Here is a 21,643-nt window from a genome sequence, read left to right as displayed (position 1 = left end):
GGTGCGATGAGTTGCGCAAAAATCATGCTGATCCGGCATACGGAACGGCCGAGCGCCGATAAGTCGGTCTTCGGAGTGTCACAGTCGGGCGTCAAGGACAAGGAAGAGCTCTCGGTGCGCGGCTGGCAAAGGGCCGGCGCGCTTGTTCCTTTTTTTGCACCGCGTGACGATCATTTCGTCCACCCTGCCCTCGCAAGACCAGCCAGCTTGTTCGCCTGCAAGGCAGGCAAGGCCGCGCCAAGCCTCCGGCCGCAGCACAGTTTGTTGCCCCTGGCCGAATTTATCCATGTCAAAATCAATCGCGACTATTACGAAGGGGAGGAGGAGGACCTCGTCCCCAAAGTGCTCGCATCGAACGGAACGGTTTTGATTGCCTGGAAACATAGAACCATGCATGTCGTCGCCAATGCCATTCTGGGAAACACAACGGCCGCGCCACAGCATTGGCCTATAAACCGCTTCGATCTCGTTTGGGTGTTTGACCGGCTCGCGGAAATCTGGACCCTCACCCAGGTTCCTCAACTTCTGCTTGCCGGTGACCGGCCTGATGTGATCGATTGAGAGCTGTCTTTACAGCGGGCGGGGCTCGCGGCAAGAACACACACTTGCATGGCCGGAGCAGCACCGTATGCAACCAAGAAAAAGCGCCAAACGCCGCTTCGAACGGATTGCTTTCTTGTCCTCTGGCGCACCCGAAGCGGATGCGGCACAGGCCGACTTCCTCGCCCTTTATGGAAATGTGGATCCCGAAACGGCCGACGTCGTGGTCGCGCTCGGCGGTGATGGCCTCATGCTGCAAACGCTGCACCGCTTTATTGGGAAAAACAAACCGATCTACGGCATGAAGCAAGGCTCCGTAGGCTTTCTCATGAATGAATTTCATGGGCCTGATCTCGAGGAGCGCCTCGACCAAGCCGAAGCCTCAATCGTCCATCCGCTGCTCATGGAAGCCACCAGCGCCCAAGGAGAAACCATCAAGGCGCGGGCGATCAATGAAGTCTCGGTCCTCCGGCAGTCCTATCAAGCGGCGAAAATGCGCATTTCGATCGATGGCAAGGAACGGCTCGCCGAATTGATCGCCGATGGGCTGCTCGTTGCCACGCCCGTCGGCTCGACCGCCTATAATCTCTCGGCGCATGGACCGATATTGCCCCTCGATGCGACCTTGATGTCGCTGACGCCGATCGCCCCGTTCCGGCCACGCCGCTGGACCAGCGCTCTCTTGCCCGATACGGCCCATGTGACGATCGATATTCTTGAAGCGGATAAGCGTCCCGTCGCCGCTGTCGCCGATCATTTCGAGGTCAAAGACGTCGTCAAGGTCGCGGTTGCGATGGACCATGCGACCGATCTCATTCTTCTTCACGATCCCGGTCATTCGCTTGACGAACGGATCCTGCGCGAACAATTTGGGTATTAGAGGGATGACCAGCGGCATTCGCATCCTCGCCCGGCGCGTTCTTTCGCGCGGGAATGGACTCTTGGAAAAATTCACGGTCTCGCGCAAGCGCTTCGCCGGGCCCGAACAAACCTTCGACCGCGAGATCTATGACACCGGCAATGGTGTCGCGATTTTGCTCTACGACCCGAGCCGCTCGCGGGTCATTCTCGTCCGGCAGTTTCGTATGACCGCATATTTGCGGGAGGGCCGCGAAAGCCTGATCGAGGTCTGCGCGGGCAGACTCGAGGGCGCGGACGCCGAGACCCGCATCATCAAGGAAGCGGAGGAAGAAACCGGAATTGTCGTGCGAAATCCCTGCCGTCTTTTCGAGGCCTATATGAGCCCTGGAACATTTTCCGAAAAGCTCACTTTCTTCACCGCCCAATATACGCAGGAAGATCGAACGGGAAAGGGTGGCGGTCTTCATGAGGAAGACGAGGATATCGAAATCCTTGAGCCAACGCTCGACGAAGCGCTCGCCATGATCGGCAGCGGCGAGATCGTCGACGCCAAGACCATTTTGCTCTTGCACTATGCCGACCGCGCCGGTCTCATGCTTGCGCCCCGCTGACACAGCTGGCGGGGCTCATGCCGCCGCGAGCGCGGCCTCGAATGCGGCAAGATCAATCGTGACGCACGTGGGCTTTGCGGCAGTTCCGGCTTTTTCCGGCACGTGTCGAGGCCCTGTTGCCGCGAGCAAGCGGCGGGGCGCATCGAACCTTCGCGGTGCTGACAATACTCCATGGCGAAAATTCCGGGCCTCGTCCCGCACGGCTTCGGCTTCCAAACGCCGCAGTCTTGCAATCAATTGATCCAGTTCACCGCGATTGATCGACACGCAGGCGCCCAGAACGCTTGCCACAATAGCCCCCTGCAGACGCGCCGACACCGGCCCGCGTAACCTTGCTGTAACAACCGCCTCCAGCCCCGCGGCAAAAGCCGGCAGCAACCGCTCCGGCATTCGCGCTCTTCGATAAAGCGCCGCGAATTTGGAACTTTTGCTCTTCGCCGCCAGAATAGCGACGCGGGCGATGGGCACCCCCGTCAGATCGGCGAGCGCTGCCTCAAGCAGTCGCTTGTTGCCGCAAAGCAAGCCGCGCAGCAAAAGCCCGGCGGTCAATTGTCCCGTGCCGCGCAGATGCGCGACGAAGGCCGGGAGGCCATTGACTTCGCAAGCGCATTCGGCGGCGATTTGAACATTGGCTTTCTCACGGGCATCGCGCGTCAGACGCGCGGCTTCTTCCGGCGGCAGTCCGGCGGCTCCGGTCAGCCGCATCGCGAGTGCCTTGGCCGCCCCGCCCGCGAGATCCGAACGCAGCGCCGCCGGCAGATCCGGCCGCGTTAAGAGCGCCGCCCGCAAACCGGCATCATGGCCGTGCCGCCCGATCATCCGCCGGATGGAAAAATCCAAAAGCTTGGCGCCCGGGTTGGTGGCGAGCGCCCGCAAGGCCGCGCAAGCGCCGGTTTCGGCCAGCGCCGCCGCCACCGGCGCCGAAACAAGAGGCCGGAGCGCAATGGCCGTTTGAACGAAGCCATTCGCGGTGGCGGCAAAATCGATAAGCTCCGTATCCGAAAACAGCGGCGAGCGCCCCAGCACGATCGCGGCAATATCTGAACTGTCTCCCGCAAGGGTGAGAACCATGTAATGCGGCACATGCGCATCGCTTGCGAGCGTCTCGGCGAGGGCGCCGCGAACGAGGGGTGAGGGATCATCGAGCAGCCCCGTCAAGACAAGCCGGACTTGGTCAGCTTCGCATGCCACAAGGCCCCCATAAAGAAAGGCACGCGCGAGCGCCACGGCGGCGCTGGCTCGCGCAACCGGTGAAGCGGTCTTCTCCCATTCCAAGAATTTCCGGGCCGGCATGGTTTGCGAATCCAAAAACATCTTACAAAATGAGTTTTGTCCGGCATGGTAAAGAAAACTTAAATCCTCCCGCGACATCACCAGCCCGGGACAAGATTGGGGAGCAGCGCATGAGCAATAACCAAGGCGAGCGTCACAAGCGCGGCGGCCTCTATTTCGAGGATTTCGAAACCGGCGCTGTGATCGAGCACCGGCTGACGCGGACCGTCACCCAAATGGACAATATGCTGTTCTCCAACATGACGCTCAATCCGGCGCCGCTCCACATTGATGCCCATTATTGCGCGACGGAAACCGAATGGGGGCGCCCGCTCATGAACTCGCTTTTTACGCTCGGCTTGATGATCGGGATTTCCGTCAACGATCTCACGGTCGGCACCACCATCGCCAATCTCGGCATGACCGAGGTGCGCTTTCCGGCGCCCTTGTTCGAAGGCGACAGCATCCATGTCACCACCGAAATTTTGAGCAAGCGCCTGTCGCATTCGCGCCGCGACGCGGGCATTGTCGAATTCCTCCATCGCGCCTACAGCCAAGAGGAAAAACTCGTCGCCGAGTGCCGCCGCCAGACGATGATGAAAACCCGAACGATTGAAGTTTAAAACATGATCCCAAAAACTTGCAGACTTTTTGGAAAAGATCATGCGTCAACAGATAGAGAAGCCATCGCATGCGCTCATTGCTTTTCATTCCCGCCGACAGCGAAAAAAAACTCGCCAAAGGTTTGGCGAGCGGCGCCGATTGTCTCATCCTAGACTTGGAGGATTCCATTGCACCCGAGGCAAAACAGTTGGCCCGCGAGCAAGCCTACGCCTTTCTTGCCTCGGCCTTGCGCGAACATCAACGCCCGCGTCTTTACGTGCGCGTCAATGGGCTTAATTCCGGACTGACCGAAGACGATCTTAGCATAGTGATGCAAGCGCCGCCGGATGGAATCCTTCTGCCCAAAAGCGTCAATGGCGCCTCGCTCCAGCACCTTGGCGCGCTGCTCGCGGTCAAGGAAGCTGAGAATGACATCGCCGATGGCGCGACAAAGATCATGGCGATCGTCACCGAAACCCCGGCCGCGATTTTCAACATGGGCTCTTACGCGGGCGCCAGCCAACGGCTTGAGGGCCTGACCTGGGGCGCCGAGGATCTCGCGGCGGCGCTCGGCGCTGAGACCAATCGCGGCACTGACGGCGGCTATACCTTGCCGTTTTTGCTGGCGCGAAGTCTGACACTTTTCGCGGCGTCCTCCGCCGGCGTGTTGCCGATCGACGCCGTGCATGGGAATTTTCGCGATCTCGCCCGCCTGCGCCTCGAATGCGAGGAGGCAAAACGCGACGGTTTTGCCGGCAAGATGGCGATCCATCCAGGGCAGATCGACATCATCAACGAGGTTTTTTCGCCCTCCGCAGAGTCCGTCGCCAAGGCCCGCGCCATCGTCGCCGCCTTCGCGGCCGAGCCGCATGCGGGTGTCATCAATTATGAGGGCGAGATGCTCGATGTGCCGCATCTTAGCAAAGCGCGGCGGCTGCTTGCGAGCATTGGAGAAACCTAAGTTTTGTGCGCCACTTGGGCGGCCCTATGACGGTTGGAACGGCCGCGCGTCAGCCTACCCACGTCCTACGAAAGCGGTGGTTTCTTTGGCCGTGGTAGGGGCGCTGAAACGGCTAAGGCGAATAGGCTTTATCGGCGATGACGGGGTTAGTTCCAAAACTCATCTCAAGAGCGGCCAGAGTTTGGATTCGAGATTCGGTCATTGTCGCAGAAAATCAGAACTACCCTTTCATCTCTTGGCGGCGAGTTTGGCGAGCGGATCAATTCTGTCAAGGACGCGAGCTCCGCTCGCGCCGGCGAAGCCGGTGCTCCGCATCCTTGACAGAATAGACTCCGCCTCGCCGATAATGCTCGCCGTGAGATGAATGGCGAAATCTGACTTCAGCCAATAGACGATCAATCCGTCATCTTCGCCTCGGCGGGCAAAGTATTCCGGATCGTCGCTTTCAACTGGGTGGCAGCTTCTACTAGTTTGTCAGGGTCCCATATGACAGTAAGATGGTGGTTAGTATCAAAATGCACCTTTTGCTCGCTAGGCAGGTCACGCTCATCCCACTCCTTTTTGCGGCAAGTGTAGATGACCGGGCGCCCCAAGCCTTCGGCGTACCCCGCCTCCCAATAGGCGCCGTTGTTCCCATGAGTCAGGTCGGCGATCACAAAGCGTGCGGTCCGAAGTGCTACGCGAAGCTGGTCGTCGATCAGACCTGCGGGCTGGCTATCGGTGAGAACACGTAAATTGAAATCTGTTGCTTCGACCGCTGGTTTAAAACAGTCTTTGACCACTCGATTGAGTTCCTCGTCGCCAAACTTCATCGCCATGAACGCCGTGCGGCTTTCGACCTGAGCATGCTTAAGGGCTTCGTATCGTTGCCAGCCCACCATCGTGAGCCGGAGAAACTTATACCGACCAAGTGGCCCAATTTCCACAAGGCTCTTCACTGATTCTTGGTTTAATAACCATGTCAACGCGTCATCATGTTTATTTGTCAGCGTAATCGCCGCGCCAATCCAAGCAGACACTTCTGGAACCGAAATTCTAACGTATTCTGGCGGCGGCAGCCGACGATCGCCGATCCACAAGATCAGATTGTCGGCCTGTTCCGCCGGAGTTGGGAGCGGATCGTCAACCTGCGGCAACTTATCTTTATCGACCGCAGGAGGCACACCTACATCACGCTGTTGGCGCCTGAGACGATGACTCAGGATAGCCCGCTGCCTAGGGGACAAGCCTGCTGATTTGCCATCTTCTATGAAATCCGAGAGATTTAAGAAATCCGTGAGAATGAAGTACCCACATCTCGGGCACTCATAGGCCCTTGCATGGCCATGACGATCGGTCTTCGTTGACGTTGCTTTAGAACACCCGGCTTCATCGCAAACCGGACATTTTACCGTTTGATTCATGTGGCCTCTCACTGGATCACCCGCGACAATCGCGAACGCGGGTGACGGATAAATCGAAACGGCGGTCTTAATTCCCTTAGTCAATCATACATTCATGATCCTCTTCAGCGGCATCAAAAATCATAGCGGCGGAAACCGAGCCTTCCTGAAATTGCCGCAAGATTTTGGCCGTTCTTACTCGAATGCAGAAGAAACCTCTGTCCTCCGCCTTGTAAGGTTTTGCTTCCCAATCGTACCAAATCGTTTCACGTGAAACACTTTGGTACGATTGATTTCGCCGCAACACAGACCCTGCTTGTGGGATTGCCCTCACAACAATCCGGCTTTCGCCGCCGCCGCGCGGGCGGCGATCGACAGCACGGCTTGCCGCGAGGTTTTGGCGAGGCCATGCTCCGTCTTATGCCAATGATAGGGCCGTAAAATCAGATCATAGAGCGCCAGCCAGGCGGCGGCGGACGTCATCAGATAATAGACGAACATCAGCGGCAGAAAGGGCCACAGACCGAGCAGCTTGCGCCGCTTCATGCCGAGCAGCGCGAGCCAGAGGATCGATCCCGCGCCAAAGAGTGCCGCCGACATCCACAGCACTGTTTCGACCAGCGGCAAGGCCGACTCTGGCGCAGGCAGACCGGCATGAAGATCATGCACGGCAAGCGCCGCGAAAAAGGGCCAGAGCGGCGGCGCGATCACCAGGCCCGTCAACGTCAGGACAAGCGCCACCGCGTTGGCGGCACCAAGTTCGAGGGCGACCCTGCGCGGGTCGCGTGTGAGTGTGATAAATGTTTGCATCCAGCCTTTTGACCACCTCCGCCGTTGTGTCAGCCAAGCATCAAGCCGGGCCGGAGCCTCTTCCTGCGTGCAGGAGCGCAATATATCGACACGATATCCTTGCCGCGCCAGACGCAAACCAAGATCAGCATCTTCCGTCACGTTCCACGCATCCCAGCCGCAAATCTCGCGCAGCACGCTTGTGCGAAAATGATTGGACGAACCGCCAAGCGGCAGCGGCAGACCGAGCCCGGCAAGGCCAGGGTTCAAGACATCGAACAGCACCGCATATTCAATGGCGAACAGTCGGGTCAGCCAGGAATCCTCGATGTTGTCGATGGCGAGCCGCGCCTGCAGGCAAGCGAGTTCCCGCGGGGCGCGCAGAAAACGCTCCGCCGCCTGGCGCAATTGGCCTGGGGCGGGCATGTCCTCGGCATCGAAGATAACGAGCAATTCGCCGCGCGCCAGTGGCAGCGCGATGTTGAGGGCGCGGGGTTTCGTTCTGGGCCAGCCCGCCGGCGCAACGATGGTTTCATAGGTGGGCGGCAGGTTCAAGGCCTCGATGGCGAGCCGCGTTGCGTGATCGTCGTGTTCGATCACGAGCTTGATATCGAGTTTTCCGCGCGGGTAGTCGATGGCATCAAGCGCGGCGACGAGTTGCGGGACGACGCGCGCCTCCTTATGCAGCGCGACGACGACCGAATACACCGGCAGCCAACGGTCGCCGACATCGGGCCGGTATGGTTCCTGGATGGAGGCGGTGCTCGCAGCTCCGGCAAACAGGCGCAGCCAAATCGAGGCCAGAAAGAAACAGGTCATCGATAGCGAAATGACGGTGAGGGCCGTGATGGGTGCCATGCCAAAGGCGAAACTTGCGGCACCAACGGCGACCGTCGCGAAAACGCATTGCGCCCGGCTCGCGCCAGCCTTCGCCGAAAGACTCGGATCGAGATTGGCAAGACCCAGACTTGCCTCCCACAGAACCGTCGCAGCCGCCCTCGCGCGCACAAGGCGGGACATATGCGAAGGGGTGGTGATCGCAAGATCCGCCGAAAAGTCTTCTCCCTGCCCTGCCCTGGCCAAAAGCTCGACAAGCATCGCGCCGCGCGGCGCCGACAGCCAGCGCCTGCCATCCGCTCCCTCAAGGGGCGCTATGCCGCTATGTATAGAAAAAGGATAGCGTGCCTCCGCTGCGAGCGCGGCGTCTCCTTCCACGAAGGCGGCGCCGAGGTGATCGGCGAGACATTGATAAAAGAAACGCTCCTGGAGGTTTCCGCTCGCAAGCAAGGCGGCCTCCGGCGCGACGGCTTGCGCCCGCGCTTCCTCGGCCGCAGCCAGCAGCAGCAAGGGGTCGACACCATAGGCGGGGAGAAAAGCCAGGCTGGCGGGTAAGTTGAGAGGGAGCCGGGCGAGCGCCGTTGCGGCAAGCGCAGGAGGTCTGCCGGTCAGGGGCCGGAGGGGAGCGGCAATGATGGCGCTGGTTTGACGCAAATCCAGGAATCCAAAACGCCAAACTCGTCGTAAGCTTGGCTGGGTTGACTGGATTTAGATATTAATGTTCGTCAAAAATCAGGCAGGAGATATGGAAAATTGGATATTATTCGTCTCTCGCCCAGCACTTTAAAAAAAATGCCGATGTCTGGAGGCCGCGATGCCGGCAGGCGGCACGGCACGGCACTTTTCGCCCTGTTTCACTGCGCTGTGCAAGGGACGAGAAAACACTCCGGTGGCATAGCCTATTTGCAAGCAGGTCAGGACCACGGCGCATTCGGACAACACACCAAAAATACCCGCGCCATGCAAGATGGAACCGGCAAGCGCCGCAACAACGGCCGCCGCTCCGGTCGGGATTAGAATCCAAACCCGAAAAAACCGGCCCAGCACCGCCCCCAAAAGGACGACTCCGACGATGAGGATGGTCACGAGACGTCTCCACCTAATCGCAGCATTAAAGTGCCGCTGTAGTTTACGTTACTTAACATCGTTAAATACCTGTTAATCAACAAAGTAAAGCCTGTTTTTTGATCAATCTACACATTTAACCAGGGGCTAAGGTATAGCCAAAGAAGTTCTGCTGCAGTGCGAGAGTAATCATGCTCATTTAAACGTGGCGTTGCACCATTTGGTTCCATTTGAACGATCCGGCTCATTTGCGCCGGAAGGTGAGATAAATAGGCTTTCGATCGGCGCGAAGTGCTTTCGTCTCATAACGCGTGGACGTCCAACCCGGCCAAGGCCGCCGCCAATCCGCGGCTTCCGCTGCATTCCATTCAAAATCCGGCGAGGAGAGGACATGCGCCAAGGTCCAGCCGCCGTTGCTATCGACATCCGTTGCGAAGCGCAGCTCCGCGCCCGGACGCATGACGCGGGCAAGACGCGCCAGCCCTTCGCTGGACAGGAAGCGTCGTCCGTGGTGGCGGCGTTTTGGCCAGGGATCGGGGTAAAGGAGATAGACGCCATCCAAGCTTGCTGGCGGCAGCGCTTCGATGACCGCCCGGGCGTCGCCATTGTAGAGACGCACATTGGTCAAGGAAGCAGTTTCAATAAGTGCCAGGGCTTTGGCGATGCCGTTTAAAAACGCTTCGCAGCCGATGTAGCCAATGTCTCGATTCGCCAGCGCCTCGGCGGCGAGATGCTCGCCGCCGCCAAAGCCAATTTCGAGCCAAAGCGCGGAAGCTCTCTTGGGGAACAGGCCGGCGGGATCGGACATCGGCCGCGATGCGTCGAGTGAAAGCTGCGGCAATGCCGTGCTCAAAAGCGATGCCTGATGAACTCGCAGTTTTTTGCCGCGCCGCCGCCCGTGCAGACGGACAGAATCCGCCGGCTTTTCTGGCCCGTCTATGGCGCAAGGCGGGGGCAGATGCTCGTGCTGCACCCCGCTTTGGCTTCCGGTTTGAACTTCGCGGGCCATCACCCGCCGCGATGCAAGTCAAATGGGCAAATCAGGTAAGATGCGCCTTCAGCTTCTCCGCCAAATCGGTTTTTTCCCAGGAAAAACCGCCCTCCTTGTCCGGAGCGCGGCCGAAATGCCCATAGGCGGACGTGCGGGCGTAGATGGGATGGTTAAGTTTGAGATGTTCCCGGATACCGCGCGGTGAAAGGCGCATCGCCTCGAAAAGGGTTTCCTCGAGTTTTGCTTCCGGAACATTTCCCGTCCCATGCGTATCGACGTAGATCGACAAAGGCTCGGCAACTCCGATTGCATAGGCAAGCTGGATGGTACAGCGGTCCGCGAGCCCGGCGGCAACGACATTCTTTGCCAGATAGCGAGCGGCATAAGCGGCCGAGCGATCGACTTTTGTCGGGTCCTTGCCAGAGAATGCACCGCCGCCATGCGGCGCGGCCCCCCCATAGGTATCGACAATGATCTTCCGGCCCGTCAAGCCCGTATCACCGTCGGGGCCGCCAATTACGAACTTGCCGGTTGGATTGACATGCCAAACGGTCTCCGGCGTGATCCAGCTCTCCGGCAGGGTTTTCCGGATGTAGGGTTCGACGATCCGCCGCACATCGGACGAACTCAAATTCGCGTCGAGATGCTGGGTCGACAAAACGATCTGGGTGACGCCTACAGGTTTGCCTTGAACATATTTGACCGTCACTTGGCTTTTGGCGTCCGGACCGAGTTTACCAGCGTCATCAGCTGCCTTCTTTCGCGCGAAAGCCAGATCCTCGAGGATTTTGTGGGCATAGTAGAGTGGTGCGGGCATCAGTTCCGGTGTCTCGCGGCACGCGTAGCCGAACATGATACCCTGGTCGCCCGCCCCTTCGTCCTTATTGCCGGCCGCATCGACGCCTTGCGCGATGTCGGCCGATTGGGCGTGCAGCAACACCTCGACCTTCGCGTGCTGCCAGTGAAATCCCTCTTGCTCATAACCAATATTCTTGATGGCGCCGCGTGCCGCGGCTTCGATCGCGTCTAGGCCAATCTTGGCGCCGCGCACTTCCCCCGCGATGACGACGCGGTTGGTGGTCGCCAGGGTCTCGCACGCAACCCGCGTTTGATAGGGATCGATCCCAGCCTTCGCGCCTTCCCGGAAGAAAAGGTCCACGATTTCATCAGAAATCCTGTCGCAAACCTTGTCCGGATGGCCTTCCGCAACGGATTCACTCGTAAACAGATAATTTTCGCGCACCAATGCCTATCTCCAAAATCGGTACATAACGTAGCGACAAAGCTTTTGGCAGGATGTTCGGTTTGTCAAGCCATTCGGCCCATCACGTTTGCTAAAACGAACGCGGCGAATTCACTCAGCCGGTTTTTCGCTCGGGTCCGGCGTGCCGCTCGCCAATGGCGCGGGCCTCTCATCTTCCCCAGCGAGGGAAGACACGAGATCGACGATCCGCTTACGGACTTTTGGGTCATGGATTCTCGCGAAAGCAAGGTTCAAATGCAAAGCCTCCGGTGTGGACAGAAAATCAGCGGCATAGGCCGCCGGCGCATCTTCCGAAAACCCCAGCGGGCCCGGCGGCGGATTTGCCACGGCTTCAAAGGACGGCGCCCCCTCGAAAAAAAATGCCGGAGGCACATCGAGGGTTCTGGAAATTTGCTGAAGCCTGCTGGCGCCGATTCTGTTGGTGCCCTTTTCGTATTTTTGGACTTGTTGAAAGGTCAGGCCCAAAGCGTCGCCCAATTTTTCCTGGCTCATGCCAAGCATCACCCGCCGCATACGGACGCGGCTGCCAACGTGCCGGTCGATCGGGTTCGGTATTTTTTTCACGAATTCCGTTCCAATCACCACGGTTCCGCCGCGTCTCTCGAGGACCGGGATGCCGGAACGTCAATATGGCGTCGGATTCTTATAGCGCAAATGCGGCCCGCCGCATATCGGCGGCCCGCATTTTTCCAGGGGCCCGGGTCATGACGATTTCAAAACACGGTGCCAAACCGTTAAGAAGGCGTTGGCACAAGCCGAGAGCTAGCCCAGTCCCTCTCAGGCGTGGAGGAGAGTTGGCGCCTGCAACTTTTCGGTGAGGACCCTCTTTCTGTCGCCCCGCGTTTCGCGCAAGCGGTTGAGCGTCCTCCAGTCGAAAGTAGCTGTGACAGCGACAACGTCTTGCGTTCCGATCCTTTGGGGCAAACCTAGCGGCAACATTCGGAAATGAAGCTGGACGAGACGCAACAATAGAATGGGGTCGATCTCGATGATCGCGGTCGAGATCCCGCTTTCTAAGCCCCATTCAACCATGCCGGATAAAAGCGCGTTGGCAATTGGAGCTGCAAAACGGCCCCGCTCCCGATGGCCCGGCGCGACGCAATGACGGGTGCATTCCCAAATATGGGGTCCAACCGGCCTCTCGACTTCGCACAATTGCGGCATAATTTCCGACAAAAGATGCGGGCGCGTTGAAGGAAGCATCCGTTGATAACCTAACACTTTACCTTTTTCAATATAAAGCAAATGTACGGCGTATTTGTTGTCGAATTGATCGATCTCGCGTCCGTCCGGCTTATCAAGTTCGGACCAGCCCATTTCCTTTACAAATACTTGGTAGCGCAAGCGATACGCTTGTTCCAATTCATTTCGATATTGGAATTCATTTTCGGCGGTGACAATGTGAATCACTGACAATCTCCAGATCTAGTTTCTGGAAAATGCCGGTCTCGTTGTGGGACGGGCTATTTTCCAGCTAAAATCATAGCTAGAAAATGCCTGTGGCAGAGGTTTGGTGCTAGTACGCGTTCCCGTACCTTTTTTACGCGATCAATCCGCGGCGGATCGCTTCAGCTACCGCCTGCGTGCGATTCATCGCTCCGAGTTTTGCACGCGCGGACCGCATATGTTTATCAGCTCCGTGTTCGGAAATCCTCATAACGGCGCCAATTTCCCAGTCCGCCTTTCCTTCTGCCGCCCACTGTAACGCCTCGCGCTCCCGCGCGGACAGCATGATTGGTCCGTTGGAAGCAGCTTCCTGCTTTAACATGATTGCCCGGCCAATCGCGTAATTTGCTACCAGCGTTAACATGCCCTTCGTGTCGGGGCTCATTTCGATGTGTCGGCCACCAACGGAAAACAAGACAACTTGTTTATCGAGGGTTTGTAATGACAGGGTAAATCCTTCGTTTAGATCAAACTCCGTTGCCTCATCCATAACGCGGCGGGCCAAAGGGTCGCCCTCAACAAACGGCACCAGTTCGTTCCAAAGAAATGGTTCCGGCGACGACATAACCCGCCGTATCGTCGCATCGTGGGCGACGTAACGGCGTGCCGCGTAGCGGGTGGCCCATTCTTCGGGCCAGCGGTTGAGCAACAAATGTCCCAACTGTGAACGCCGGTTCTGGTCAGGCGTTGGAATGGTTGCGGCAACCATGTGCTCGACGCCGAATTGCGATAGATGATGCATGACCTTGGCCGAAACATCTTCAGCATTCCGGGCGCGATCAAGATCCCGAATGAAATCAAGGGTATGTTCTAACGAATGGCGATAAGAAACCGGTGGCATGTTTGATCCTCGCCTCGGCGAACCAGACGGCGCTTCAATATATACGTCACAAAATGACGCGGGACAAAGCCTATACTAAATATTGAGTACTAACAATCCTAATCAAGATGTCGGCCATCCGATTACTGTTGTCAATAACGGAACCGTATAGTCAAGGCCAAGCTAAGGACACCAACCCAAATCGCGAACGCGCCTGCGAACGGAAAGTTCGCGAAAAACGGCGGGGTCAAGGCCTGCGGCAGACTGCCATCGAGGATGCCTTCGGTCCCTAGCGGCATCTCCCCCTCGATACGGCCATAAGGATCGACAATTGCCGAAATTCCCGTGTTGGCGGCACGGATCAAGGGAAGTCCCTCCTCGATCGCGCGAAGCCGCACTTGCGCGAAATGCTGGTAAGGGCCAGCTGTCATCCCAAACCAGCCATCGTTGGTCACATTGAGGATGAACCCGGGCCGTTCCCCTGAGAGTCCCGCTGAAACTGCCTCGCCCGGAAAAATCGCCTCGTAGCAGATCAGCGGCGCGGCGGCGGGCATGCCCGGAATGAGCAAGAAGCGCGGCCCGGACCCTGAGTCGAATCCACCCGGCACATGCACAAACTGATGCAGGCCCAAGCGATCAAAAATCGATTGGAATGGTAAATATTCTCCGAACGGCACAAGATGGATTTTGTCGTAACTCTCAAGAATATGGCCGCCGCTCGCCACGATCTGGATCGCGTTGAAGTAGGACGGTAGACCCCGCAAGCCGTCCTCCTCGCGCGCTGCGCCCGTGACGAGAACCGTATCCTGGGGCAAAACCGCGCCAATAACCGCGAGCGCTCTTGGATCGTGCGACAAAATGAAAGGAAAAGCGGACTCCGGCCAGATCAGCGCGGTAACGCCGTCAAGGCCAAGGTGAGCGGCTGACTCGCGGATCGACAAGTCGAGGTAATGGTTCAAGATCCAGGCTTTGTTTTCCGGCCGGAATTTCGCGTCCTGGGGCAAATTCGGCTGCATAATCCGCAATCTAATCCCGGCGACCGGCGGCGCCGTCGCCTGCGAGAGACGCCAAACGCCAAATCCGCAAATTCCGCCAAAGGCCAGAATTGCAGCAAGGACGGCCGGCGGCAGCCGGCGCGTTACCCCGATTGGCAGAGGTTTTTCGCCGAGCATGGCGGGAGCGGAAAACATAAGGATGGAAAGAACGGTCAATCCATAAAGACCAATGAGCGAGGCGAGTTGCGCCGTCACGAGATTGCCGCCGAGCGCCATGCCGAAGCTATTCCAGGGAAATCCCGTCAAGACATGGCCGCGCAGCCATTCCGTAAAGCTGAGAGCGGCGGCAAAGGCGAACAGCCGCCCCGCGCCGGGCGACCACAGCAGCCGCGCCAGCAGAAACCCAAGCCCAGGGAAAAACGCGAGCATGGCCGGAAGACCCGCCACCCCCAGCGGCATGGCCCAGGCGAATTCGTCGGCTTCGACAAGAAACGCCGCGCCGAGCCACCAAAAGCTGGCAACGAAATACCCAAAGCCCCACCACCAGCCGTCCGCGAACACCCGCCGCGCGGCGGATACGCTGATCTCAATCCGCCCTGCTCCCTGGGCTTCGCCATCGATGAGCCAGATGGCGACGGTCATCGGTATCATCAAAGCGGGGAAAAAATTGAACGGCGCCATGGCGAGCGCCCCCGTGGCTCCGGCGGCAAAGGCGATGAGCCACCGGCGCCAGCTAGACGCATGTTTGATCGCCATGGCGATGGCCGGAATGGCGGGCACTCTCAAGCTCAATCGTCGGCCTCGCAGTGTGATCGCCCGGCCCGCCACAAGAAACCAGCTTTGCAACGGAAATATGGAAGCAAGGGGATTACGAAAATGCCCGCGGCACAAATCGCCGCGACGAAGGGACATGCAGCATGCCTAGACCAGAAGAGTCGCGCAACCTATTCGAGAATATGCAAGACCAAACATGATCCGCTGTCACCTTTCCCGTGGATCGCCTTGTCCCTCGCGGCTGCCCGAACCGGAACTCCCCTCACTCTGTTCGGAAGGCAACGGGGACTCGCTCAAGCGGATCTTGACCCGCTTGACGCGGCGCGGATCGGCGTCGGTCACCTCGAATTCGATGTTGTCCTCGGCGATAATTTCACCGCGGACAGGAACGTGCCCAGCCAGGGCGGTGATCAAGCCTCCCAAGGTATCGACTTCCTCGGCATCGGTGATCGCCCGCAGATCAAACCCGATCACCTCGGAGACATCGCCGAGATCCGCCCGCGCATCAACGATAAAACCGCCGCCGGCGGCGGCTTCGATTTTCGGGCTCTCATTCTGATCATGTTCATCCTCGATGTCACCGACGATCATTTCGACGATATCCTCGATCGACGCGAGACCTTCGGTGCCGCCGTATTCATCGATGACGAGCGCCATATGGGTTCGCGTCGCTTGCATTTTGACGAGAAGATCAAGGGCCGGCATCGATGCGGGAACGAAGAGGACGGGGCGCAAAATATTTGCCTGCGACAACGCGGCGTCTAGCCCGCCAGGCGCGAAGCCGCAAACCGGCCCCGCTTCGCCGCTCGATCCGCGGGTTGCTCCGGCGGGGGCGGGCGGCGGCTTCGAGGCGGCGGAAAGATAGCCGACAAAATCGCGGATATGCACCATCCCGCGCGGATCGTCGAGCGTATCGCCATGCACTGGCAGCCGCGAATGACCGGCGTCGCGAAACACCTCCAGGACGTCGGCAAGTTTGGTTTGCAAGGACACGGCGATAATATCGGCGCGCGGAACCATGACATCGCCGACACGCACTTCATGCAAAGCGAGGACGTTTTTCAACAAGGCGCGTTCTTGCGGCGAGACATCGTCCTCGGTCGATGTATCCGCGAGCGCCTCTTCAAGGTCGTCGCGGATCGACGCGCCACCAAGACCAAAGAGCGAGCGCAACCGGTCGAACAGGCTTGGCTTTACGCCAGAAGCTGGCTTGCCATTGGCCGCCTCCGTGGCGGCGGAAAGGTCATGATCACTCATGGGCGGCTGCCGCTTCCTCGATCAACGCGGCCCCATAAGGGTCGGCGATCCCAAGCTTCGCCAGGATGGCGCGCTCGAGCGTCTCCATCGCCACCGCTTCGGCCGTCTCGGCATGGTCGTGACCGATAAGATGCAAAAATCCATGCACCACAAGATGCGCGAGGTGATCGCGCAGCGGCTTGCCGGCTTCGGCCGCTTCCCGCGCGGTGGTCTCGAATGCGATGATGATGTCGCCGAGGAGCGGCGCCGAAGCAAGATCACCGGCCGCCGGAAATGAGAGCACATTGGTTGGTTCATCGCGGCCGCGCCATTTGCGGTTGAGCTCGCGGATGAACGCATCGCCACAGAGAACGACGCTGATTTCGGCATTCGCCGCCAGCACGGCGCGGCTTTCCGAGACCGCCGCGAGAATCGCGTCTTCGACAAGCTGAGAAGGATTTCCGAGGGAATGCCAATCCGGGAATTCGATCGAGATGTCGATCATCTGGCTCATTTGCGAGCCTCATGGCTCGCAACTCTGCGCGCCGATGCCTCATAAGCGCCGACGATCCGGCGCACGAGATCATGGCGGACGACATCGCCTTCCTTGAAGACGACATGGCCAATGCCCTCAAGCCCGGAAAGGAGTCCGATGGCTTCGCTCAATCCGGATTTCTGACCGGGCGGCAGATCGGTTTGCGACGGATCGCCCGTGACGATCATGCGCGAGCCTTCACCGAGGCGGGTCAAAAACATTTTCATTTGCATTGACGTTGCATTTTGCGCCTCGTCGAGCAGAACGCAGGCATTGCTCAAGGTGCGGCCGCGCATGAACGCAAGGGGTGCCACCTCGATCATGCCAGTTTGCATCCCGCGTTCAAGCATGCGGGCATCCATGAAATCGGCCAGCGCGTCGTAGATCGGCCGCAGATAAGGATCGACCTTGTCACGCATATCACCCGGCAGGAAGCCAAGCCGCTCGCCGGCTTCAAGCGCCGGCCGCGACAGGATGATCCGCTCGATCGCACCCTGTTCCAGCAGAAGAACCGCGAAGCCAACCGCAAGCCACGTCTTGCCGGTGCCAGCGGGGCCTTCCGCAAACACCAGCTCATGGCGCTTCATGGCTCGCAGATAGAGGTCTTGCGCCGTATTGCGGGCGCGTACGCTTCCGCGTCTGCGGGTGCCAATTTGCTCAAACACAGCGCGCCCCGTCTCCTCGTCCTTCGGAAACAGGCTGCCTTGCATCGCGCCTTCCTCGATCGCCCCATCGACATCGCCAAGACCAATCGGCTGGCCGAGTTCGACCCGCGAATAAAGATTTTCAAGGACGAGCCGCGCCTGTTCACAAGCCTCCGGCTTGCCCTTGAGGGTCACATGATTGCCATTCGCATTGGCTTGCACGCCCAGCCTGCGTTCAAGTTTCGCAAGATTCTGATCGTATTGGCCAAAGAGAAGGGAGGCGTGCCGGTTGTCGTCGAACGCCAAGGTGATTTCAGACGTGCCGCTCTCGTTCAATGGAGGCCTCAATGCTTGGCGCGCGATGGGCGCCGTACGATCCGATGGTTTCAACGAAGCGCCTCGCGTGCGGGCTGCTCCGGCAATGGCCGTCCGAAAAGCGAATTGCCCTCCGCGGAGACGATCTCCACGGAGACAATTTCGCCGATGCGTTCGGCGCTGCCGTCCATGAGCACCGGCTGCAGATAGGGTGATTTGCCAGCGATCTGACCCTTGTGGCGGCCGGGCTTTTCAATCAGCACATCGAGCACGCGGCCAACCATTTTGCGATTGAACGCATACCGTTGCTGGTCGAGGAGCGTTTGCAGCCGCGACAACCGTTCTACCTTCACGGCTTCGGGGATTTGATCGTCCAGCTCGGCTGCGGGAGTGCCGGGACGCGGCGAATATTTGAAAGAGAATGCGCTGGCGAACACAATGTGTTCGATCAATTCCAGAGTCGCGCCGAAATCCTCTTCCGTCTCGCCGGGAAAGCCAACGATGAAATCCGACGATAAAGCGATGTCCGGCCGCGCGGCCCGGATTTCACCGGCAAGCGCGATGTAATCGGCGCGGGTGTGCTTGCGGTTCATTCTGGCGAGTATGGCATTCGAACCGGATTGCACCGGCAAATGCAGGAACGGCATCAGCTTCGGTTGATCACGATGCGCCCTTATGAGACTGGCATCCATGTCGCCTGGATGGCTTGTCGTGTAGCGGATGCGGGCGATGCCGGGCACGCTGCCGATCCGGGCCATGAGCGCGGCAAGGGAGGCGGCGGCGCCTCCCTGCATCTGGCCATGATAGGCATTGACGTTTTGGCCGATGAGATTGACTTCGCGGACACCCGCAGCGGCGAGCATTTCGACTTCGGCGGCAATGTCTTCAACTGGCCGCGAGTCCTCGGCACCGCGCGTATAAGGCACAACGCAAAACGTGCAGAATTTGTCGCAGCCTTCTTGCACCGTGACGAAGGCAGTGACCCCGCGCTTGCGGATGGCGGCGGGCGCTGGCGCAACGAGATGGTCGAATTTGCTGACGGCAGGAAAATCCGTGTCCAAAACGGCGCGCGAGGACTCGGCGCGGCGCAAAAGCTCCGGCAGGCGATGGTAGCTTTGCGGCCCGACGACCACATCCACAGCCTTTTGCCGCCGGAAAATCTCGGCGCCCTCGGCCTGCGCGACGCAGCCTGCAACAACGATCTTGGTTTCTTGCCCAGCTTTCGCCCGCTCAGCCTTGAGCGCGCGCAGCTTGCCCAGTTCGGAGAACACCTTTTCGCTGGCGCGTTCCCTGATGTGGCAGGTATTTAACACGACAAGATCGGCTTCTTCCAAATGCGCGGCCGCGGCATAGCCCTCCGGCGCGAGGACGTCCGCCATCCTTTGCGCATCATAAACATTCATCTGACAGCCGTAAGACTTCACGAACAGCCGACGGGGCGTTGTCACCGGATTCGGTCTGGGTTCCCCTAAAATCTCCCCGGCGGCACCCGCTTTATCGAATTGCGACATCGTCTCCCATTGTCCGCGAGGCATTCGCCTCTCACTCCCGAATCCGGTTTTGCGACTTGAAGAACCTTAACCCCATCACATCGTCAATTCTTGCCGAAAATGCCCCTGTAAGGGATTCCCTCGCACCCCGGCATATTACAGCAAGTCGCGCCGCATCACGAGAGCCGCCGCCAAGCCAGGACCCTCCGTTCGATAATAGGCTTGCCGCTCCCCAACTTGCTCAAAGCCGAAATTCGCGTAAAGGGCGCGGGCAGCGGTATTTTCAACATCGACCTCGAGAAACAAACGGCTCACCCGGTTCGCCGAAAGCTCATGCATATGCGGCTTCAAAAGCCTCGTGGCAATTCCGCGCCGCCGCCACTCTGGGGCGACGGCAATCGTCAGGATTTCCGCTTCGTCGGCAGCGACGCGGGACAGGATGAAGCCCGCCAATAGCTCCTCCCCAGCTTCGATCGCGCCGTCGGCGAAGGTTTCCGGAGCAACAAAAAGCTGTTCGAAATCAGCCTCCTGCCAAGGATAGGCGAAGCAAGCAGCATGGATCGCGGCGCATTCGGCACTCCGCTCAACGCCGATCGGCCGGATGTGGGGAGACGCTTTGGCCGGCCAGTTAATCATTGGTGATCACAACGGCGCCGGTTGGAGTTGTACGGCTTCCGGGAGCTTGGCGTCCGGCATTTTCAGATAGAGGGGCCGCGGCGGCGCCTGGGCGGGATCGGCCAAAAGCCCAAGCTTGGCAACAAAAACAATGTCCAGTCCGCTATTTTCGATCTCGATCTCGGTCCCCGCCGCCGCGGCCTCGCTGGCGAGCAGGGCGGCGCCAGGTCCCGCAAGCCGCACCGGACCCGCGCCCAGCGACCGCACCGCCTCGCGCGGCGAAGCGATCCGGGGTGCCGCCGCCACCCTTCCGTCCGGACCGAAAGCCGCGAAATAGACATTGCCGTGCCGTGCATCGATGGCGACGGCGACAAGATCCAGCTTTTGTTCAAGAATCAAGGGCGCCGCAAGGGCCGCAAATGTTGACACCCCGATGACCGGAATCTTGCAAGCGACGCCGATTGCCCGCGCCGCCGCGATACCAACCCGCAGCCCGGTGAAAGAGCCTGGACCTACAGTGACCGCAACGCGATCGAGGGACGCAAAGCCGCCCTCGGCACGGGCCATGACCCGGTCAATCAAGGGCAAAAGCGCCTCGGCATGGCCGCGCTGCATGGCGATGGTCTCAATGGACAGCGGGTCATCGGCCCCCTCGTCCAGGACGCAGGCTGAAATGGCCGGAAGCGCGGTGTCGATCGCCAGAATTCTCATCCGCCCAAGCTCAAGTTATGGCCCGGCAGCGGCCAGCTTAGGTGAAGCCAGCCAGAAAAACTAAATTTGCTCGACAGTTTGGACATTTGGCACAAAATGTTTGAGTAGATTCTGAATACCATGCCGGAGCGTCGCCGTGGAGGATGGACAGCCCGAACAGGACCCTTTCATGGCGACATAGACCGTGCCATCGCGAAACCCGCGAAATTTGATGTCGCCGCCATCATTGGCGACCGCCGGACGGACATGCGATTCGATCAGTTTTTTGATTTCGGCCACTGTTTCGGCGTCACCGGGGGCAAAGAATTCCTTGGCATCCGCCTCGCCGTCCGCATCCATGGCTGAGCTGGTTTCGCCATCAAGCAACGGCTCTCCGGACACAAAATGCTCCATGATGGCGCCGAGGACAATCGGCTTGAGAGGTTGCCACTCGGTGTCGCCGGATTTCGTCACCGAAATGAAGTCGGAGCCAAAAAACACCCCGGAAATCCCATCTATGGCGAACAATGCCCGCGCGAGCGGCGACTGGCGGGCGCCGGCGGACGTTCTCATGTCCAATGTTCCCTCAAGCATCACGGGACGCCCAGGCCGGAATTTCAAGGTGGCGGGATTAGGAGTGACTTCGGTTTCGATGAACATGAATATCTCCCAAACGTCCGGTTCAAGGCCGGAGTTGGATTTAAGGAACAAAATTCATTCCAAATATGATGGAGATACAGGCCAGGGGCAAGCACCAAGCACGCATTTCACACTAGCGGCTCCCCTTTCCACTGTTTGCGGCACGGCGGCGGTTTCACGGCCCATTCAACGATGAACCTATGCTTGAGCGTCACTGGAGGAAACTTGCCGATCAGGCAAAAGGAGGGAACCAGCCATGCCGGGCGAG

The 21,643-nt window shown here is 59.1% G+C and carries 22 protein-coding genes; 5 read left to right on the top strand and 17 right to left on the bottom strand.

What is annotated here, in order from left to right; genetic code table 11:
- Positions 1-6 precede the first annotated feature (6 nt).
- The 3 genes from QEV83_RS18770 (at position 7) to QEV83_RS18760 (ending at position 2,012) form a co-directional block, all read left to right on the top strand.
- Positions 7-561 (top strand): histidine phosphatase family protein, encoded by a 555-nt coding sequence (locus QEV83_RS18770; protein WP_280129162.1) that lies wholly within the window; start codon positions 7-9, stop codon positions 559-561.
- A 67-nt stretch (positions 562-628) separates the two neighbouring features.
- Positions 629-1,420 carry an NAD kinase gene (locus QEV83_RS18765; RefSeq protein ID WP_280129161.1) on the top strand — a complete coding sequence of 264 codons (792 nt, stop codon included), beginning with the start codon at positions 629-631 and terminating at the stop codon, positions 1,418-1,420.
- Positions 1,421-1,424: 4 nt separating this feature from the next.
- Positions 1,425-2,012, top strand: coding sequence for an NUDIX domain-containing protein (locus QEV83_RS18760; protein WP_280129160.1), 588 nt, complete (start codon positions 1,425-1,427; stop codon positions 2,010-2,012).
- A gap of 15 nt (positions 2,013-2,027) precedes the next feature.
- Here QEV83_RS18760 and QEV83_RS18755 read toward each other — a convergent pair whose 3' ends face one another.
- Complete coding sequence (locus QEV83_RS18755; protein ID WP_280129159.1) at positions 2,028-3,305, bottom strand: DUF2336 domain-containing protein; 1,278 nt, start codon at positions 3,303-3,305, stop codon at positions 2,028-2,030.
- A 110-nt stretch (positions 3,306-3,415) separates the two neighbouring features.
- Here QEV83_RS18755 and QEV83_RS18750 point away from each other — a divergent pair, with 110 nt between their 5' ends.
- Both QEV83_RS18750 and QEV83_RS18745 read left to right on the top strand, forming a co-directional pair.
- Positions 3,416-3,907, top strand: coding sequence for a MaoC family dehydratase (locus tag QEV83_RS18750; RefSeq protein WP_280129158.1), 492 nt, complete (start codon positions 3,416-3,418; stop codon positions 3,905-3,907).
- Positions 3,908-3,975: 68 nt separating this feature from the next.
- Complete coding sequence (locus tag QEV83_RS18745; RefSeq protein ID WP_280129157.1) at positions 3,976-4,848, top strand: CoA ester lyase; 873 nt, start codon at positions 3,976-3,978, stop codon at positions 4,846-4,848.
- 395 nt (positions 4,849-5,243) lie between these two features.
- Here the strand turns inward: QEV83_RS18745 and QEV83_RS18740 are convergent, their stop codons facing one another.
- From QEV83_RS18740 to QEV83_RS18665, 16 genes are all read right to left on the bottom strand, one after another.
- Positions 5,244-6,251: a hypothetical protein gene (locus QEV83_RS18740; RefSeq protein WP_280129156.1), complete on the bottom strand. Its 1,008-nt coding sequence runs from the start codon at positions 6,249-6,251 to the stop codon at positions 5,244-5,246.
- Positions 6,252-6,560: 309 nt separating this feature from the next.
- Positions 6,561-8,510 (bottom strand): glycosyltransferase family 2 protein, encoded by a 1,950-nt coding sequence (locus QEV83_RS18735; RefSeq protein WP_280129155.1) that lies wholly within the window; start codon positions 8,508-8,510, stop codon positions 6,561-6,563.
- Between the two features lie 129 nt (positions 8,511-8,639).
- On the bottom strand, positions 8,640-8,942 hold the full coding sequence (locus tag QEV83_RS18730) for a hypothetical protein (RefSeq protein ID WP_280129154.1): 303 nt from the start codon (positions 8,940-8,942) through the stop codon (positions 8,640-8,642).
- A gap of 223 nt (positions 8,943-9,165) precedes the next feature.
- Positions 9,166-9,930: a tRNA (guanine(46)-N(7))-methyltransferase TrmB gene (locus QEV83_RS18725; RefSeq protein ID WP_280129153.1), complete on the bottom strand. Its 765-nt coding sequence runs from the start codon at positions 9,928-9,930 to the stop codon at positions 9,166-9,168.
- A gap of 31 nt (positions 9,931-9,961) precedes the next feature.
- The gene (metK, locus tag QEV83_RS18720) at positions 9,962-11,158 is read right to left on the bottom strand and encodes a methionine adenosyltransferase (RefSeq protein ID WP_280129152.1); all 1,197 of its coding nucleotides are present in this window, start codon (positions 11,156-11,158) and stop codon (positions 9,962-9,964) included.
- Between the two features lie 108 nt (positions 11,159-11,266).
- On the bottom strand, positions 11,267-11,740 hold the full coding sequence (locus tag QEV83_RS18715) for a helix-turn-helix transcriptional regulator (RefSeq protein WP_280129151.1): 474 nt from the start codon (positions 11,738-11,740) through the stop codon (positions 11,267-11,269).
- A gap of 213 nt (positions 11,741-11,953) precedes the next feature.
- Complete coding sequence (locus tag QEV83_RS18710) at positions 11,954-12,586, bottom strand: acyl-homoserine-lactone synthase (RefSeq protein WP_280129150.1); 633 nt, start codon at positions 12,584-12,586, stop codon at positions 11,954-11,956.
- 130 nt (positions 12,587-12,716) lie between these two features.
- Entirely contained in the window at positions 12,717-13,463 is a 747-nt protein-coding gene (locus QEV83_RS18705; protein WP_280129149.1) for a LuxR family transcriptional regulator, read from the bottom strand.
- A gap of 131 nt (positions 13,464-13,594) precedes the next feature.
- Entirely contained in the window at positions 13,595-15,229 is a 1,635-nt protein-coding gene (gene lnt, locus QEV83_RS18700; RefSeq protein ID WP_280129148.1) for an apolipoprotein N-acyltransferase, read from the bottom strand.
- A gap of 189 nt (positions 15,230-15,418) precedes the next feature.
- Positions 15,419-16,468 carry a hemolysin family protein gene (locus QEV83_RS18695; protein WP_280129147.1) on the bottom strand — a complete coding sequence of 350 codons (1,050 nt, stop codon included), beginning with the start codon at positions 16,466-16,468 and terminating at the stop codon, positions 15,419-15,421.
- Positions 16,461-16,961, bottom strand: coding sequence for an rRNA maturation RNase YbeY (gene ybeY / locus QEV83_RS18690; protein WP_280129146.1), 501 nt, complete (start codon positions 16,959-16,961; stop codon positions 16,461-16,463). The genes QEV83_RS18695 and ybeY overlap by 8 nt, the downstream gene beginning before the upstream one ends.
- Positions 16,958-17,962 carry a PhoH family protein gene (locus QEV83_RS18685; RefSeq protein WP_280129145.1) on the bottom strand — a complete coding sequence of 335 codons (1,005 nt, stop codon included), beginning with the start codon at positions 17,960-17,962 and terminating at the stop codon, positions 16,958-16,960. The genes ybeY and QEV83_RS18685 overlap by 4 nt, the downstream gene beginning before the upstream one ends.
- A 50-nt stretch (positions 17,963-18,012) precedes the next feature.
- The gene (miaB, locus tag QEV83_RS18680) at positions 18,013-19,344 is read right to left on the bottom strand and encodes a tRNA (N6-isopentenyl adenosine(37)-C2)-methylthiotransferase MiaB (protein ID WP_280131143.1); all 1,332 of its coding nucleotides are present in this window, start codon (positions 19,342-19,344) and stop codon (positions 18,013-18,015) included.
- A 243-nt stretch (positions 19,345-19,587) separates the two neighbouring features.
- Complete coding sequence (gene rimI / locus QEV83_RS18675) at positions 19,588-20,067, bottom strand: ribosomal protein S18-alanine N-acetyltransferase (protein WP_280129144.1); 480 nt, start codon at positions 20,065-20,067, stop codon at positions 19,588-19,590.
- Positions 20,068-20,073: 6 nt separating this feature from the next.
- A complete protein-coding gene (gene tsaB / locus QEV83_RS18670; RefSeq protein ID WP_280129143.1) occupies positions 20,074-20,757 on the bottom strand; it encodes a tRNA (adenosine(37)-N6)-threonylcarbamoyltransferase complex dimerization subunit type 1 TsaB in 684 nt (227 codons plus the stop codon).
- A gap of 60 nt (positions 20,758-20,817) precedes the next feature.
- A complete protein-coding gene (locus tag QEV83_RS18665; protein WP_280129142.1) occupies positions 20,818-21,396 on the bottom strand; it encodes a NifU family protein in 579 nt (192 codons plus the stop codon).
- Between the last annotated feature and the right edge of the window lie 247 nt (positions 21,397-21,643).

Origin of the sequence: Methylocapsa sp. D3K7, assembly GCF_029855125.1 — a bacterium.
Lineage (GTDB): Bacteria > Pseudomonadota > Alphaproteobacteria > Rhizobiales > Beijerinckiaceae > Methylocapsa.
This window is presented reverse-complemented; position numbering and strand designations above follow the sequence as displayed.

Bases quoted from the DNA above. Each gene is read 5' to 3' on its own strand.
- QEV83_RS18770 (WP_280129162.1), top strand. From the start codon at position 7: ATGAGTTGCGCAAAAATCATGCTGATCCGGCATACGGAACGGCCGAGC.
- QEV83_RS18765 (WP_280129161.1), top strand. From the start codon at position 629: ATGCAACCAAGAAAAAGCGCCAAACGCCGCTTCGAACGGATTGCTTTC.
- QEV83_RS18760 (WP_280129160.1), top strand. From the start codon at position 1,425: ATGACCAGCGGCATTCGCATCCTCGCCCGGCGCGTTCTTTCGCGCGGG.
- QEV83_RS18755 (WP_280129159.1), bottom strand. From the start codon at position 3,305: ATGCCGGCCCGGAAATTCTTGGAATGGGAGAAGACCGCTTCACCGGTT.
- QEV83_RS18750 (WP_280129158.1), top strand. From the start codon at position 3,416: ATGAGCAATAACCAAGGCGAGCGTCACAAGCGCGGCGGCCTCTATTTC.
- QEV83_RS18745 (WP_280129157.1), top strand. From the start codon at position 3,976: ATGCGCTCATTGCTTTTCATTCCCGCCGACAGCGAAAAAAAACTCGCC.
- QEV83_RS18740 (WP_280129156.1), bottom strand. From the start codon at position 6,251: ATGAATCAAACGGTAAAATGTCCGGTTTGCGATGAAGCCGGGTGTTCT.
- QEV83_RS18725 (WP_280129153.1), bottom strand. From the start codon at position 9,930: ATGGCCCGCGAAGTTCAAACCGGAAGCCAAAGCGGGGTGCAGCACGAG.
- QEV83_RS18705 (WP_280129149.1), bottom strand. From the start codon at position 13,463: ATGCCACCGGTTTCTTATCGCCATTCGTTAGAACATACCCTTGATTTC.
- QEV83_RS18695 (WP_280129147.1), bottom strand. From the start codon at position 16,468: ATGAGTGATCATGACCTTTCCGCCGCCACGGAGGCGGCCAATGGCAAG.
- ybeY (WP_280129146.1), bottom strand. From the start codon at position 16,961: ATGAGCCAGATGATCGACATCTCGATCGAATTCCCGGATTGGCATTCC.
- miaB (WP_280131143.1), bottom strand. From the start codon at position 19,344: ATGAATGTTTATGATGCGCAAAGGATGGCGGACGTCCTCGCGCCGGAG.
- rimI (WP_280129144.1), bottom strand. From the start codon at position 20,067: ATGATTAACTGGCCGGCCAAAGCGTCTCCCCACATCCGGCCGATCGGC.
- tsaB (WP_280129143.1), bottom strand. From the start codon at position 20,757: ATGAGAATTCTGGCGATCGACACCGCGCTTCCGGCCATTTCAGCCTGC.
- QEV83_RS18665 (WP_280129142.1), bottom strand. From the start codon at position 21,396: ATGTTCATCGAAACCGAAGTCACTCCTAATCCCGCCACCTTGAAATTC.